Consider the following 14,189-nt stretch of genomic DNA (forward strand, 5'->3'; position numbering starts at 1 on the left):
GACTCGGGCTGACGAGCCAGGAACGGTAAAAGGAGGAACGCGCACACCGGACAGGCCGCGTCCAGGAAGAAGGTGCTCCATGCCCGCGGGATCGAACAACAAGCGCGAGCGGCAGTACGAACACATCAAGGACAGTGCGCTGGAGCGCGGGGAGTCCACGAAGCGTGCCGAAGAGATCGCGGCGCGCACGGTCAACAAGGAACGGGCCAGGGCGGGCGAGTCCGCGACGGCGAGCAAGGCGTCACTGCGCGACCCCAAGTCGGCGTCGCAGCGGGGCGGCGAGCGTTCGCACTCCGGCGCGCGGGGCCCCACCAAGGACCAGCTGTACGAAGAAGCCAGGAAACGCGACGTCCATGGGCGTTCGTCCATGAGCAAGCAGCAGCTCAAGAACGCCCTGGGCCGCTGAAGGACGTACAGGGGCGCCGAACGGTGAGGAGAGAGACCGCCGATGAAGGGTGACGTACGGGCGGACGGGCGCGACGAGTCGCCCGAGGAGCGGGCCGACCGCAAGTGGGTCGACCTGCTCCAGGAGATCCGCGTCGCCCAGACCGGCGTGCAGATCCTTTTCGGCTTCCTGCTGACCGTCGTGTTCCAGCCGTCCTACCGGCGGCTGTCCGACGCGGACCAGACGCTCTACATGGTGACGATCGTCCTCGGCGCCACGGCCGTGGGCGCACTGGTCGCCCCGGTGGCGTTCCACCGCATCGTGACGGGCCGCTTCATCAAGCCGGAGGCCGTCGTGTGGGCGTCCAGGCTGACCCTGCTCGGTCTGCTGCTCCTGCTGCTGACCATGACCGCCGCCCTGCTGCTCGTGCTGCGCACGGCCACCGACGACGACGGGTACGTGCCCTGGATCGTCGCGGGCGTGGCGGGGCTGTACCTCCTGTGGTGGCTCGTCATCCCCACGGCTCTCCGGATACGTCTGGGGCGCCGCGCGCCCGAGGGCTCAGACGCCGACGACGCCGGGGCGCACTGAACCGGCCGAACAGGCCCCGGTACATGCCCCGGGTGGGACGGCCGTTCCGGCCGTCCCACCCGGCGGCCGCCGGGTCGCGCGCCGTCCGATCGCGCGCTGTCCGATCGCGCGCTGTCCGGGGCCGCGCGGGGCGTCTCGGTGTCAGCGGTTGCGGATGGCGCTGGTGGTGAAGAACCCGGTGGCGGCTGCGGCGACGAGAGCACAGACAGAAAACAGCATGGTTCGACGCACGGGACGTCCTCTCTGACGGGGCGTGAGTTGGCATCCTGCACAACGCCGGTCATGCCGTCAGGGGCTCGCCGCCGCCCCATACGCCACCCACATGGACGCGATACCGCTCCGCGTCGCACGGAACACCGGGGGCGCGGCACATCCGACGCCCCCGTGTCGTCCAGCGAACCGCCGCCCCGTGTCGTTCAGCGAACGCGGGCCACCGCCGTGTAGATGCCGCTGTCCTCCGGCGCCGGCGCCGGTACCTCGCCCGACTGGACCCACTGCGTCGCCGTCACCAGGCCGGGGGTGACGAGGTCGAGGCCCTGGAAGAAGCGCTCCACCTCGGCCCGGGTACGGAAACCGAGCTGGATGCCGCCCTTCGCGTACTCGGCGGTGACCTGGGCGGAGAGCTCGGGGAACACGTCCGAGGAGGCGTGCGACAACACCAGGTAACTGCCCGACGGCAGCGTGTCGACCAGGTTGCGGACGATGGAGTGGGCGTCCTGCTCGTCGGGGATGAAGTGCATCAGCGCGATCAGCGACAGCGCGATCGGACGGCTGAAGTCCAGGACGTGGCGGGCGTGTTGGACGATGTCCTCGGGTCGCCGCACATCGGCCTGTATGTAGTCGGTGACGCCCTCGGGCCGGCTGACCAGGAGCGCCTCGGCGTGACGCAGCACGATCGGGTCGTAGTCGGTGTAGACGACCTTCGCCGACGGCGTGATGTTCTGGACGATCTGGTGCAGGTTCGGCTGGGTGGGAATGCCGGTGCCGATGTCCAGGAACTGGTCGATGCCCTGCCCGGCGAGCCAGGCGGACGCCCGGTGCATGAACTCGCGGTTCTGCCGGGCGGCGTCCCTGGCCTCGGGCGGAAGCTTCTCTCCCACCGCCTCGTCGACCGGGTAGTTGTCCTTGCCGCCCAACAGCCAGTCGTAGACCCGCGCGGGATGCGCCTTGCTGGTGTCGAGCGGCGGAACCGACTGTCGGTCGATCGTCATGCTAGCTCCCATCGCACCACGGAAACGCGGCAGGCCAAGTGTTCGATCATCCTACTCGGAACCGGCCATGTGGTCGGCACGGTACGGGAGTTGAGAGGGTGGCGAGGGGCCCGCGCGATACGTGGCACGGCCGGGCCGGGCGCGGCTCCGCGCCCCCGGCCCGGCGGGGCTCCGGTTGCGGGGCCCCGTGAGCGCCCGCACGCTGGCTGGAGGGGTGACCCGTGCCAGGGGATGGTCGTCGTGAGCGCATCCGCAGGCCGGACGACGCGACTGTTCTCGCGCCGGGACCGCGCCGTCATCGCCGCCGCCTCGATCGCGATGCTGCTGGTGGAGCTGGACTGGTTCGCGCTGAACCTGATGCTGCCCGTGATCGCCCGCGACTTCGGGACACCGGCCACGAACCTGCAGTGGCTCGTGAGCGGCTACATGCTGACCCTCGGGGCGCTGATGATCGTCGGCGGGCGGGCGGCCGACCTCTACGGCCGCAGACGGATCATCGTCCTCGGGCTGACGGGCTTCGCCGTGATGTCGGTGGTGTGCAGCGCGGCGCGGAACGCGGCCTGGCTGACCGCGGGACGCGTGGTCCAGGGGATGACGGCGGCACTGGTCCTGCCCATCGCGGTGGCGGTGGTGACGGCGCACTTCCGTGACGGCCGTCAGGGCCGGGCCGTCGGCACCGTTCTCGCCTTCAGCGCGGTCGGCACCGCGCTGGGGCCCTTCGTCGGCGGTTCCTTCGCCGAGCTCGTGAGCTGGCGCGCGGTCTTCCTGCTGAACGTGCCGTTCTGCGCGCTGGCGGTGCTGCTGATGCTGCGCTACGTGACGGAGTCACGGGACGAGGAGGCCGCGGGAGGGATGGACCTGCCGGGCGCCGTCACGCTGGCCGTCGGACTGACCGCCGTCATGCTCGGCGTCGACCAGGGATCGAACTGGGGCTGGGCCTCGGCGGCCACCCTGGTGTGCTTCGCCGTGGCCGTGGTGACGCTGGCCCTGTTCGTCATGATCGAGCGGCGGGCGGCGGAACCGCTGATCGACCTGTCCCTGCTGCGCAACCGGCCCTTCGTGACCGTGACGGCGGCCGGGACGGTGTCGAACATCGTGTACTGCCTCGTCGCGGTGCTGGCGGCGCTGTATCTCCAGCAGGCACGGGGACTGTCACCGCTGGAATCGGGAGTCGTCTTCCTGGCGCTGTCCGCGGGAGTCGGCGCGGCGAGCTACTGGTCGGGACCCCTGGCGCGCCGGTGGCGGGCGGAGGTGCTGATGGCGGTGGGGCTGCTGCTCAGCGGGGTGGCGCTCGCCGCGCTGACCTGGGCCCGTCCGCTGCCGCTCTACGCCGCCGTGTTCGCCGTGGTCGGAGCGGGCGTAGGACTCGGCTGGGCGCTCACCAACGCGGCGACCCAGTCGTACGTGTCCGCCGGACGGCTCGCGGCCGCGTCGGGACTGGTGCTCACCTCCCTGGTGCTGTGGGGCGCGGTGGCCGTCACGGTGGCCGCGACCGTACTGGAGGAGGTCAGCGGATCCGCCGGTGGCGCGGCCTCCGACGGCTCGGCGATCGACGGGGTGCTGCGGGTCGTCGCCCTGCTCTCCGTGGCGGGAGCCGCGGTGCTGGTCCCGCTCGTCCGGTCCGGCACCGGGACGCCCGTACAAGTACCGGCGGAGGCGCCGGAAGGAGCCGACTCGGCCCCGCGAACGCTCTCCTAGGACAGCGCCCGCGACGGCCGGGGGCGGCGCCGCTCCCGCTGTCCGTCCGATTCGTGCAGGCGAGAGCCTCCCGAGTCGGGTTTTGAATCGCGCTTTACACATCCACTGCAACCGTGGAGCCGTGCCCGCAGTCCAAAAGAGCAGTGAGGCAGGCACGATTGTGAGCCGGGGTAAAAGTGAAGCGACGTAGCGGGATAACGACGGCACTCGTCATGGTTGCGGTGCTGGCGGGGGCCAGTGCCTGCGGCGGGGGTACGCCGAAGGCGAGTTCAGACGACGGAAAGGCCGGGGCGAAGAAGCCGACGGCCAGTGCGAAGCCGTCTCCATCGAAGCCCGCCGGGCCACCGATGCTGCTGGAGACGATCACGCCGCAGACCGGTGCCACGGTCGGCGTCGCGATGCCGATCTCGGTCATCTTCACCAATCCGGTGGCCCAGAAGGCCCGCGCCGGCATCGAGAAGCACATGAAGGTCACCAGCTCCCAGCCGATGACGGGCGCGTGGCACTGGTTCGGGGACCGGCGCGCCGACTGGCGGCCCAAGGCGTACTGGGCGAGCGGTACGAAGGTGAAGGTCACCGCCGACCTGAAGGGCGTCGCGAACGGCAACGGCCGTTACGGCACGCGTTCCTACGTCCACGACTTCACGGTCGGCGACGACGTCCGCGCGGACGTGTCCGTCACCGGTCACACGATGAAGGTCACCAAGAACGGGGCGCCGGTCCGGACCCTGTCGATCAACGCGGGCAGCGCCGAATACCCCACGTGGAACGGCGTGATGGCGGTGATCGACAAGCAGGAGAAGGTCCACATGACCTCGTGCAGCGTCGGCATCAGCTGCAACAAGGGCGACGCGAACTACTACGACCTGACCCTGCCCTGGGACGTCCACCTGACCCAGTCCGGGACCTACGTCCACTACTCGACCGGTGACCCGAACCCGGGCAGCGGCAGCGCCCGGGGCTCGCACGGCTGTGTCCACCTCTCGATCGCCGACGCCAAGTGGTTCTACGGCCAGGTCAAGCAGGGCGACCCGGTGTCCGTCACCGGCTCCCCGCGCGCGAAGGCCTCGGCCGACAACGGCTTCGCCTCGTTCAACCTGAGCTGGGACCAGTGGCTGGCGGGCAGCGCGGCCGGAGAGACCACCGCGGGCTGACGCGGAGCGGTGAGCCCGGGCCGGGGTGATCAGAAGAGCATCGCCAGATCACCCGGCCGCACCCGGGCCGTGACGGGGAGGGTGGCCTCGACCTCCCCGTCGGCGCCGTAGGGCACGGGCCGGTCGGCCTCGATACGGATCTCCCGGCCCCGCAGGATCACCACTTCCGGCCGCGCGGTGTGCGCGCCGGTCTTGAGTTCGTTCATGAGGGTGAAGAACAGCCGGCGCGGCGCCTGGCGGATCATCACGATGTCCAGCAGGCCGTCGTCCGTCAGCGCCGCCGGGGCGATGATGCGCCCGGAGCCGTAGTAGGCGGAGTTGGCGGCCACGACGGTGTAGCCGCGGTGGAGGTGTTCCTCCCCGTCGACGGTGACGCGGTACGACACCGGACGCCACTCGGTGACCGCGCGCAGACCGCCGGCGTAGTACGAGGCGGCCCCGCGCAGCACGCGCGCCTGGTTGGCGTGCTGATTGGCCAGCGCGTCGACGCCCGCGTAGACGCTGCCGAGAACCACGGTGCGCGGGTGCACCGCGGATTCCACCTCGATGGTGTCGACGCGCCGGGGCTCGCTGTGCAGCAGGACGCGCGCCAGGTCCTCGGCGGCGGTGGGCAGGCGCAGCGCGCGGGCGAAGTCGTTGCCGCGCCCGGCCGGGACCAGGCCCAGTACGGTGTCCGTCCCGCTCAGCGCGCCGCCGATCCCGCCCGCGATCCCGTCGCCGCCCACGGCGAGCACGACGCGGCCCTGTTCCCCGGCGCGCAGCGCGAGCTCCTGCGCGTGGGCCAGGCTGCGGCTGTACTCGGTCTCCAGGCCGGCTCCGGCCTCCCGCAGCAGGCGGGCGACCGGGAGCAGTGCCGCCGCCCCGGTGGAGCCGCCCGCGGTGGGATTGACGACCGCGGTGAACTGTCGCATCGGTGTGCCTCCGGGCAGTGACGGGTGGGGCGGAGCGGGCAGAGGGGGAAGCGGTGCACGGCGCAGAGGTGGCCGGCGGGAGCGGACGATCCGGCGGCGGCCCCCGGCCGCCGCCGGATCATCGCGGCGGGCGTCAGTCGAGCGGCAGCAGGATCCCGGGGTTGAGAACGCCCTCGGGGTCCAGCCGCTCCTTGACGGCCCGCAGGGCCTCGACGCCCAGCGGTCCCGCCTCCCGGAGATACCAGTCGCGGTGGTCCGTTCCCACCCCGTGGTGGTGGCTGATCGTCCCGCCGGCGCTCAGCACGGCCTCGTTGGCGGCCTCCTTGGCCGGTGCCCAGTGGGCGACGGCGTCCTCGCCCTGCGCGGAGACCACCGTGAAGTAGAGCGAGGCGCCGTTCTCGTACACGTGCGAGATGTGGCACATGACCAGGGGCGGGGTGCCCGCGGCGGACAGCGTCTCGGTCAGGGCGGTGCGTACGGCGGCGTAGAGCTCGGGGACGCGTGACCAGAAGGTCGCGGTCTCCAGGGTCTCGGCGAAGGCCCCGGCGTCGAGCAGCGCGTCGCGCAGATACGGCGCCGAGTAGCGGCCGTGCGCCCAGCGTTCGCCGGGTTCGGCGCCGAGGTAGGTGCCTCCGGCCGCGCGCAGGACCTCCGCGGCCTCCTCGCGGCGGCGCGCGGTCTCCTCCTCGGTCCCCTCGTACCCGGCGATCGCCGTGCAGCCCGCGGTGGCCGCGTCGGCCGAACCGATGGCGTCGGGCTGGGCGAGCCCGACGAAGGTCTCGGTCTCGTCGGACAGCCGCAGCACCGTGGGACGCGGTCCGTCCTGGGCGAGCCGGCGCAGAGCGGTGGCGCCCTCCTCGAACGAGGCGAACCGCCACCCCTCGTACACGCGGGTCCGCGGCAGCGGCTTGATCCGTACGGTGACGGAGGTGATCACCCCGAAGGCGCCCTCCGAGCCGAGGATGAGCTGGCGCAGGTCGGGGCCGGCCGCCGAGCGGGGTGCGCGGCCCGTGTCCAGGGTGCCTTCCGGGGTGGCGAGGGTGAGCCCGAGGACCATCTCGTCGAAGCGGCCGTAGCCGGCGGAGGCCTGTCCGCTGGAGCGGGCGGCGGCGAATCCGCCGATCGTCGCCCACTCGTAGGACTGCGGGAAGTGCCCGAGCGTGAAGCCGTATTCGGCAAGGAGCGCTTCCGCGTCGGGAGCGCGCAGGCCCGGCTGGAGCGTGGCGGTCCGCGACACGGGGTCGATGCCGAGCATCGCGTTCATACGGCGCAGGTCGAGGGCGACGAAGGCGCTCCGCTCCGGGGCGAGGCCGCCGACGACGGAGGTGCCCCCGCCGAACGGGACGACGGCGAGGCCGTGTTCGGCGCACACGCGCAGCACGGCGAGCACCTCGTCGTGGGTGGCGGGCAGGACGACGGCCGCGGGGGCGTCCCCGGCGTCGCCCGCGCGGATCTTCAGCAGATCGGGCGTGGACTTCCCGCGGGTGTGCCTGATCCGGGTCTCCGCGTCGGTGCGCACCTGCTCCGCGCCGCCGACCGCGTCCGCCAGGGCGTCCAGGACCGGGGCCGACGGGGGCTCGGGGACGGTGATCTCCTCGAGAGCGTGCGGGGCGGTGTCCCGCGGCTTGACGCCGAGCAGATCCCGCAGCAGGCCGGTCACCGAGTCGGGCAAAGGCGCCGCCTTGGCCGGGTCGCCCCAGCCACTCCACAGCATGTCCATGAACTAGTCCTCATCGGTCGGCGGGACGTGCCGTCTCCCGGACGGCCGCACAGGGCGTTACACTGTTACACATGACGCCTATTCGTCACAAGCACTCGGACGGCGACCCCGTCCTCGACGCCGTACGCGACTGCGTCCTGGCGGTCGGAGTCCGGCGTACGACCCTCACCGACGTGGCCCGCCGCGCCGGTGTCTCGCGCATGACGCTCTACCGGCGCTGGCCCGATGTGCGCACGCTGGTCGGCGATCTGATGACCCGTGAGTGGATCGACGTGGCGACCCGCGCCATGCCCGAACCCCACCCGGACAGGCCGACGCGGGCCCAGATCGTGGACGGCCTCGTGGCCGGCGTCGAGGGCTTCCGGGCCCACCCGCTCTTCCGCAAGATCATCGACGTCGATCCCGAACTCCTGCTCCCCTACGTACTGGACCGCCGCGGAGCCAGTCAGGAAGCCCTCCTGGAACTCCTTGCCGACGCCCTGGCGGAGGGGCACGCGGACGGTTCGGTGCGGCTCGCCCCCACGAGAAGACAGGCCCGTGCCGTGCTGCTCGTGGTCCAGTCCTTCACCCTGTCGCTGCGGACCATGACCGACGAGGACGACCCCGAACTGACCAGCACGGCCTTTCTCGACGAACTGCGCACCCTTCTGGAGAGGACCCTCACGCCATGAGTCCCACGAGCAGTCCGTCCGGCCCGGCGGCCCCGGTGCCCGGATCCTCGCTCTCCGCCGCCCGCCGCCGCCGTGAACTGGCCGAGGCCGTCGGCGGCGGCATCGTGGACGTCCTGGTGGTCGGACTCGGCGCCACCGGCGCGGGAGTCGCCCTGGACGCGGCCGCGCGCGGCCTGAGCGTCGTCGCCGTCGACGCCCACGACCTCGCCTTCGGCACCTCGCGCTGGAGCTCCAAACTCATCCACGGCGGACTGCGCTACCTGGCCTCCGGACAGCTCGACGTCGCCCACGAGAGCGCGGTCGAACGCGGCGTCCTCATGGAGCGCACGGCCCCCCACCTCGTACGCGCCCAGCCCTTCGTCCTGCCCCTGACGCCGCTGGTGTCACGCGGTCAGGCCTCCCTCGCCTGGGCCGGGTTCCGCGCCGGGGACACCCTGCGCCTCGCGGCCCGCACCTCCCGCGCCACCCTGCCCGCGCCGCGCCGCCTCTCCGCGGTGGAGGCCCGTCACCTGGCGCCGTCGGTGCGCCCCGCGGGCCTGCGCGGCGGTCTGCTGTCCTGGGACGGCAAGGTGACCGACGACGCCCGGCTCGTCACGGCGCTCGCCCGCACCGCCGCCGCCCACGGCGCGAAGATCCTCACCCGGGTCAGGGTGCTGGAGACCGGCGGGACCGTCGCCCGCGTCCGCGACGAACTGACGGGGGAGGAGGGCGAGATCAGGGCCCGCGCGGTCGTCAACGCGTCCGGGGTCTGGGCGGGCGACCTCGTCGAGGGCATCCGTATCCGCCCCTCGCGCGGAACCCATCTGGTGCTGCGCGCCGACCTGTTCGGGCCGCTGCCCGCCGGGCTGCACATCCCGATCCCGGGGGAGACCAACCGGTTCGTCCTCGTGCTGCCGCAGGACGACGGCCGCGTGTACGTCGGGCTGACCGACGAACCCGTCGACGGGGATCTCCCGGACGTCCCCGAAGTGCCGGAGTCGGACGTCGGCTTCCTGCTCGACGTCGTCGGCTCCGCCATGGACACCCCGGTGCGGCGCGAGGACGTCGTCGGCGCCTTCGCGGGGCTGCGCCCCTTGCTCGACACCGCGCCCGGACGCTCGGGGGAGGCCGCGCGCACCTCCGACATCTCGCGCCGGCATGCCGTCCTCACCTCCGACGACGGGGTGACCACCGTGGTCGGAGGCAAGCTCACCACCTACCGGCGCATGGCCCAGGACGCCGTCGACGCCGCGGTCGTGGCCCGGGGGCTGCGCGCCGGCCCCTCGACGACCGCCTCCCTGCCGCTGGTCGGCGCGGCGGCCCCGCACCGGCTCGGATCGCTGGCCGCCCCCGGCCATCTGATCCGCCGCTACGGCACCGAGGCTCCCGCCGTCCACGCCCTCGCCGCCCGGGACCCCCGGCTCGGCGAGCCCGTGGTGCCCGGACATCCCGTCACGCTGGCCGCGCTGCGGTGGGCCGTGCTGCACGAGGGCGCCCTCGACGAGGCCGACCTCCTGGACCGTCGCACCCGCATCGGCCTGATCCCCCAGGACCGGGCTGCCGCCGAGACCGCGGCCCGAGAGGCCCTCGACGAGGCCGCCGTCCGGTCCGCCTGACACGGGTCGGGGACCGCGTCGAGCCGACGGGTCCCGGCGGGCCGTCCCCCGATGGTGGATGGTCCGGGGTGCGACCCTGTCGCCTGCCGCAGCGTCGATCGTGTTCGGGTCGGCGTGCTGGATCCCAGTCGATGCAACATGGCTCAACTCCCTCTGAATCAAGGGCTGTTGTAACGAGAACCTCATGAGCTACCGTCGGTAACACCTGTAGTGAGCCCTCGTGGCGTCCTGGGTCGGTACCCCGTGCAGGCACCTTCCTGGGCGGCTGCCTCTTCTCCGGCCGCCAGGCGGGACGCGCGGCGGCGGCCGCCACCGCGACCTGACGACCGACGACGCAGTCGGGGAGGGACCGGCCGGCCCCTCCCCGATCCCGGCGACGACCAGTTCCCTCATGCCGGGCCCGACCTCGACAGAAGGGATGACGCACCTCGTGGTGACGGGTCTACCGCGCGCCCGGCGAGTACGCGAGCCGCAGGAGTGGTGCCGGCGGCAGCGGTGCGGGCGCTCCCGTCTCCGGTGCGGCGCGGAACGCCTCGATCACATAGGCGGCGAAGCGGCGGGAGGACGTCAACCGGGCGGCGCGGGGCGCGTCTTGGAGGCCCCGGTGGGCCATGAGCATGAGGATCAGGTCGTCGACGACGAAGCCTGGGCGGAGCCGGCCGGTGTCCTGGGCGCGGCGGGTCAGTTCGGCGAGCCCGCGCGAAGTCCGCTCTCGGTCGGCGGCGAAGTCCATGGCCTCGGGGAAGGCTGCCATGAAGGCGTCGGCGAATCCCTGGCTGTGGGCGTGGAGTTCGCAGATGCGCTCGACCAGGCTCCGGAATCCGTGCCACGGGTCCGGGTCCGCGAGGGCGTCGCGGACGGCGGCATGACAGGCTCGTCGCTGCTCGGCGAAGGTCTCCACGATCAGTGCCTGCTTGGTCGGGAAGTGCCGGTACAGCGTGGCGGGGCCGACCCCAGCCTGCCGGGCGACCTCGCGCACGGGCGTGTTCAGGCCCTTCTCGCTGAACACCGCGCGGGCGGCGTCCAGGATGCGGGCCCGGTTGTCGCGGGCGTCGGAGCGCGCGGAGTGAGACAAACGGTCCGTCATGGCCTCTCACTTTAGCCAAGGGGACGGGGGCCTTCGTTACGGTCCGATGGCGGTGACGCCGCCCCGTCCCGGCACCCTGCGGGTGATGCCTCGGGCTGTGGGGCCTGGCTCGCCGCTCACGGTCGCCGCGGCTGTGGCCCGTTCGTTCACCGGCCTGAGGAGCAGAGATGAAAGCCGTCGTGATCAGGGAGTTCGGAAACCCTGACGGTCTGGAGGTGGTCGACCTGCCCGTGCCCGTTCCTGCCCCGGGGCAGGTGCGCATCACCACGGAGGCGATCGGGGTAGGCGGCGTGGACGCCGTGATCCGCCGGGGAACGCTCGCCGCGTACGGCTTCCGGGAGGGCCATCTCCTCGGAAGCGAGGTCGCGGGAGAGGCCACCGCCGTCGGAGAGGGCGTGGACGCCTCGTGGATGGGGCGGCGGGTGTGGGCGTTCACCGGCCTGTCCGGTGGGTATGCCGAGCAGGCGGTCGCCTCGGTCGAGGACGTCCTCGTGCTGCCTGACGGCCTGACCGGCGCGGACGCGGTGACCCTCGGCGGTTCCGGTGTGGTCGCCCACTTCGCTCTGGACCGCGCTCGATTCGCGCCCGGCGAGACGGTGCTCGTGCGTGGCTCGGCGGGCAGCATCGGGATCACGGCGGTCCAGCTCGCGGCCAAGGGCGGTGCGGGCGCGGTGGCGGTCACCACCTCATCGGCGGAGCGTGGCAGCCGCCTGCGGGACCTGGGCGCGACCCATGTCCTCGACCGCTCCGGCGAGGGCGGCTCGGACACACCGGCGGGTTTCGACGTGGTGATCGATGTCGTTGGGGGTCCCCAGCTTCCCCTGTTCCTGGACAAGTTGAACGCGAACGGGCGGTATGTGGCTGTCGGCGTGGTCGGCGGCCAGCCACCGGCGGACTTCGGCACGCGGCTGATGGACGCCTTCCGCAAGTCACTGTCGTTCGCCACCTTCAGCGCCGACACCGTGCTCGGCTCGGACAGGCGGGCGGTGCGCTCGTCCCAGTTCGCCGATGCCGCGCACGGGGACCTGCGCACGGTCGTGCACGAGGTGCTGCCGCTGGACCGGGCGGTGCAGGCTCACCGCGAGATGGACGCGGGCACGGTATTCGGCAGGGTCGTGCTGACGCCCTGAGCCGGGCGGGAACGGTGTTCGCGGTCCCAGGCAACGGAAGGGGCCCCGCTCGGCTCGCGGCTGACACCCGCCACCGACTGTCACCACCGCCGGCGGCCGGGCACGTGCGTGGCGTGCCCGGTTACCGCTGTCTCGTCCGGCGTCGGAGCGTTCCGTCGCGCGATGCCGCGTGATGATGCCCGCTACGGATCAGAAGGCGTCGTGCCCCAGTCGTGTCCGATCCAGCGGGCAGCAACGGTGAACCACGGGCACTCCCGGGCAGCAGGCGACGCAACGTTCACCGGTGACTCGCGCCACGAGGGTTTCAAGGCTCTCCGTCGGTAGCGTCAGCGGCCCGGGCCGTTCTTGTCGAGTGCGGCCGACCCCGGGGAAGCACGGCCAGGGGGACCATCGGGCACGTGTGCTCGGACCGACGCGAACGGTCGGCCCGAGCAGCACTGCGCAGGTCGGGACGTCGCGAGGAAACGGCGCCGGCCGACCTTGCCGGTCAGCTACGGGGCGGGGATTTCCCTGATGAGGCGCGAGGTCCAGTCGCACCAGTAGAGGCCGGGCAGGAAGGCGCCGCCGGCTTCGTCGAGGTGGTCTTCGACGTACGGGATGGTCGCGTCACAGACTTCGATGGCCTGGTCGAAGAACTCCGTGTTGTCGGGGTTGTTGTGGTAGCTCCAGCGCGGGTTGTAGGGGGCCTGCCGCTTGAGAATCCGCGTGAGCACGTGGGGACGGTCGGTCGTCTCCCCGCTGACGAGTTCCCGGGCGTGCTCGATGTCCCCCGGCTTGGTCAGCTTGATGACGAATTGCTCCCGCGTGATGTCGGTCATCACGAAGTACGCGGGACTCTCGGCGGCGGCGTGGCCGGGCTGCTTGCTGAGGGTGTTGGCCTGAGCGGGCTGTGCCGTGGCGAAGGCCAGCACGCCGACGGCGGCCAGGCCGGCTGCCCTGATGAGCACGCGTCGCATGAGGGTTCTCTCCTTGGTTACGGGCGTCGTGCACGTCACGACTAGTCACCAGGCATATTCAATCAGTCACATTCGGTAATCACGCCCAGGGCGCGCTCAACTTCACCGCCTATGCCAATGGCCTCATGCTGTCGCTGTTGCTTTGGGACATCGACGCCGCCCTCGGCACACCGTGACCGTGTGGCACTGGCGAGTTCGCCTTGAGGTGCAACACGCGGCGCCCCACTCGGGCCGTCCCTGGGCCGTCCGCGGGCGCTCAACGACGACCGACGCTGACAACCACCATCCACGGCCAAGTTGCTGCTCGCAGCGTTGAATGAGCGCAGGGGCACAGGTCAGAGACCCGACCCCGCACTCCTTCGGCTCCTGATCGCACCCAGAACCTTTGACTCAACCAAGACCCTGACCTGTGATGCCTGACCATCAACGACCTGAGCGACCGTCTGACGTCCGGCAGACCTCAGCAATCCCTGTGCCCGTAGTTCCCATCGAAGGCGCTCGCGTATTGGCGACTTGCGGCAGGGCGGGCTCCGGCGGCGGGAAGGGAAGGGGCATCGGCGGGTCTCGCTCAGCGGTCGGCGAGCGCCCGGATCTCGTCGGCGATCAGCTTGGGGTCCTCCTCGGCCATGAAGTGGCCGCAGGACACCGGGCGGTGTCGCAGGTCGTCGGCCCGGGCGCTCCACAAACCCTGGGCGTGGTAGCCGAGGGCGGCGCCCCAGTCCTGCTGGAGGACGCTCACCGGCATGGCGAGCCGGTTGCCCGCCTCCTTGTCTGCTGTGTCGTGGTCCACGTCCACACCGGCCGGGGCGCGGTAGTCGGCGACGATGGAGGGCACGGCCGCCGCGGACGCGGCGCGGACGTCGGTGGGAATCGCTTCCGGGTCCCTGGTCCAGGCGTCGAGGAAGTAGGCGAAGAAGGGGTCCGATGCCCTGCTGGCCACCGGCGCCGCCCGCGATGCGGTCGCCGACCTGCGCGCCCATGTCGCCGCCCACCCCGGCCGGGAGGGCGGCTGGGTCCTGCTGGCCACGGCGCTCGAGCGTGCCGGGAGGCGCGGCGAGGCTTTGCAGACGCTGCATCAGG

General features: G+C 72.0%; 12 protein-coding genes and 2 pseudogenes. 8 read left to right on the plus strand and 6 right to left on the minus strand.

Annotated elements, in window-relative coordinates; translation table 11 throughout:
• Positions 1 to 79 precede the first annotated feature (79 nt).
• Both ACIQ7M_RS18100 and ACIQ7M_RS18105 read left to right on the plus strand, forming a co-directional pair.
• Positions 80 to 406: a plasmid stabilization protein gene (locus tag ACIQ7M_RS18100; protein ID WP_403645042.1), complete on the plus strand. Its 327-nt coding sequence runs from the start codon at positions 80 to 82 to the stop codon at positions 404 to 406.
• 42 nt (positions 407 to 448) lie between these two features.
• On the plus strand, positions 449 to 976 hold the full coding sequence (locus ACIQ7M_RS18105; RefSeq protein WP_403645044.1) for a DUF6328 family protein: 528 nt from the start codon (positions 449 to 451) through the stop codon (positions 974 to 976).
• A gap of 416 nt (positions 977 to 1,392) precedes the next feature.
• Here the strand turns inward: ACIQ7M_RS18105 and ACIQ7M_RS18110 are convergent, their stop codons facing one another.
• Positions 1,393 to 2,187, minus strand: a complete 795-nt coding sequence (locus ACIQ7M_RS18110) for an SAM-dependent methyltransferase (protein WP_403645047.1) — start codon at positions 2,185 to 2,187, stop codon at positions 1,393 to 1,395.
• 240 nt (positions 2,188 to 2,427) lie between these two features.
• Between ACIQ7M_RS18110 and ACIQ7M_RS18115 the strand changes: the two genes are divergently transcribed.
• A complete protein-coding gene (locus ACIQ7M_RS18115; protein ID WP_403645050.1) occupies positions 2,428 to 3,885 on the plus strand; it encodes an MFS transporter in 1,458 nt (485 codons plus the stop codon).
• A gap of 212 nt (positions 3,886 to 4,097) precedes the next feature.
• On the plus strand, positions 4,098 to 5,039 hold the full coding sequence (locus ACIQ7M_RS18120; RefSeq protein ID WP_403645053.1) for an Ig-like domain-containing protein: 942 nt from the start codon (positions 4,098 to 4,100) through the stop codon (positions 5,037 to 5,039).
• A 29-nt stretch (positions 5,040 to 5,068) separates the two neighbouring features.
• Here ACIQ7M_RS18120 and ACIQ7M_RS18125 read toward each other — a convergent pair whose 3' ends face one another.
• Together ACIQ7M_RS18125 and ACIQ7M_RS18130 are read right to left on the minus strand one after the other, a co-directional pair.
• A complete protein-coding gene (locus ACIQ7M_RS18125) occupies positions 5,069 to 5,950 on the minus strand; it encodes a diacylglycerol kinase family protein (RefSeq protein WP_403645056.1) in 882 nt (293 codons plus the stop codon).
• A 133-nt stretch (positions 5,951 to 6,083) separates the two neighbouring features.
• Positions 6,084 to 7,670: an FAD-binding oxidoreductase gene (locus tag ACIQ7M_RS18130; RefSeq protein WP_403645059.1), complete on the minus strand. Its 1,587-nt coding sequence runs from the start codon at positions 7,668 to 7,670 to the stop codon at positions 6,084 to 6,086.
• 71 nt (positions 7,671 to 7,741) lie between these two features.
• Here ACIQ7M_RS18130 and ACIQ7M_RS18135 point away from each other — a divergent pair, with 71 nt between their 5' ends.
• Together ACIQ7M_RS18135 and ACIQ7M_RS18140 are read left to right on the plus strand one after the other, a co-directional pair.
• Positions 7,742 to 8,341: a TetR/AcrR family transcriptional regulator gene (locus tag ACIQ7M_RS18135; protein WP_403645062.1), complete on the plus strand. Its 600-nt coding sequence runs from the start codon at positions 7,742 to 7,744 to the stop codon at positions 8,339 to 8,341.
• Positions 8,338 to 9,936 (plus strand): FAD-dependent oxidoreductase, encoded by a 1,599-nt coding sequence (locus ACIQ7M_RS18140; protein ID WP_403645065.1) that lies wholly within the window; start codon positions 8,338 to 8,340, stop codon positions 9,934 to 9,936. The genes ACIQ7M_RS18135 and ACIQ7M_RS18140 overlap by 4 nt, the downstream gene beginning before the upstream one ends.
• A gap of 442 nt (positions 9,937 to 10,378) precedes the next feature.
• On the opposite strand, the gene ACIQ7M_RS18145 is transcribed toward ACIQ7M_RS18140, so the two are convergent.
• Positions 10,379 to 11,023 (minus strand): TetR/AcrR family transcriptional regulator, encoded by a 645-nt coding sequence (locus tag ACIQ7M_RS18145; RefSeq protein WP_403645068.1) that lies wholly within the window; start codon positions 11,021 to 11,023, stop codon positions 10,379 to 10,381.
• A 167-nt stretch (positions 11,024 to 11,190) separates the two neighbouring features.
• Between ACIQ7M_RS18145 and ACIQ7M_RS18150 the strand changes: the two genes are divergently transcribed.
• Positions 11,191 to 12,153: a zinc-dependent alcohol dehydrogenase family protein gene (locus ACIQ7M_RS18150; RefSeq protein ID WP_403645071.1), complete on the plus strand. Its 963-nt coding sequence runs from the start codon at positions 11,191 to 11,193 to the stop codon at positions 12,151 to 12,153.
• A gap of 491 nt (positions 12,154 to 12,644) precedes the next feature.
• Here the strand turns inward: ACIQ7M_RS18150 and ACIQ7M_RS18155 are convergent, their stop codons facing one another.
• The gene (locus ACIQ7M_RS18155) at positions 12,645 to 13,109 is read right to left on the minus strand and encodes a calmodulin-binding protein (RefSeq protein ID WP_403645074.1); all 465 of its coding nucleotides are present in this window, start codon (positions 13,107 to 13,109) and stop codon (positions 12,645 to 12,647) included.
• Positions 13,110 to 13,677: 568 nt separating this feature from the next.
• Positions 13,678 to 14,037: pseudogene (locus ACIQ7M_RS18160) on the minus strand (alpha/beta hydrolase); the annotation flags it as partial.
• Between the two features lie 40 nt (positions 14,038 to 14,077).
• Between ACIQ7M_RS18160 and ACIQ7M_RS18165 the strand changes: the two are divergent.
• Positions 14,078 to 14,146, plus strand: a pseudogene (locus tag ACIQ7M_RS18165) (hypothetical protein); the annotation flags it as partial.
• Positions 14,147 to 14,189 lie beyond the last annotated feature (43 nt).

The organism is Streptomyces sp. NPDC096324, from assembly GCF_044763015.1.
Taxonomy (GTDB): Bacteria; Actinomycetota; Actinomycetes; order Streptomycetales; family Streptomycetaceae; genus Streptomyces.

Coding starts and splice junctions, on each gene's coding strand:
- ACIQ7M_RS18100 (WP_403645042.1), top strand. CDS start 80: ATGCCCGCGGGATCGAACAACAAGCGCGAGCGGCAGTACGAACACATC.
- ACIQ7M_RS18105 (WP_403645044.1), top strand. CDS start 449: ATGAAGGGTGACGTACGGGCGGACGGGCGCGACGAGTCGCCCGAGGAG.
- ACIQ7M_RS18110 (WP_403645047.1), bottom strand. CDS start 2,187: ATGACGATCGACCGACAGTCGGTTCCGCCGCTCGACACCAGCAAGGCG.
- ACIQ7M_RS18120 (WP_403645053.1), top strand. CDS start 4,098: ATGGTTGCGGTGCTGGCGGGGGCCAGTGCCTGCGGCGGGGGTACGCCG.
- ACIQ7M_RS18125 (WP_403645056.1), bottom strand. CDS start 5,950: ATGCGACAGTTCACCGCGGTCGTCAATCCCACCGCGGGCGGCTCCACC.
- ACIQ7M_RS18130 (WP_403645059.1), bottom strand. CDS start 7,670: ATGGACATGCTGTGGAGTGGCTGGGGCGACCCGGCCAAGGCGGCGCCT.
- ACIQ7M_RS18135 (WP_403645062.1), top strand. CDS start 7,742: ATGACGCCTATTCGTCACAAGCACTCGGACGGCGACCCCGTCCTCGAC.
- ACIQ7M_RS18140 (WP_403645065.1), top strand. CDS start 8,338: ATGAGTCCCACGAGCAGTCCGTCCGGCCCGGCGGCCCCGGTGCCCGGA.
- ACIQ7M_RS18145 (WP_403645068.1), bottom strand. CDS start 11,023: ATGACGGACCGTTTGTCTCACTCCGCGCGCTCCGACGCCCGCGACAAC.
- ACIQ7M_RS18150 (WP_403645071.1), top strand. CDS start 11,191: ATGAAAGCCGTCGTGATCAGGGAGTTCGGAAACCCTGACGGTCTGGAG.
- ACIQ7M_RS18155 (WP_403645074.1), bottom strand. CDS start 13,109: ATGCGACGCGTGCTCATCAGGGCAGCCGGCCTGGCCGCCGTCGGCGTG.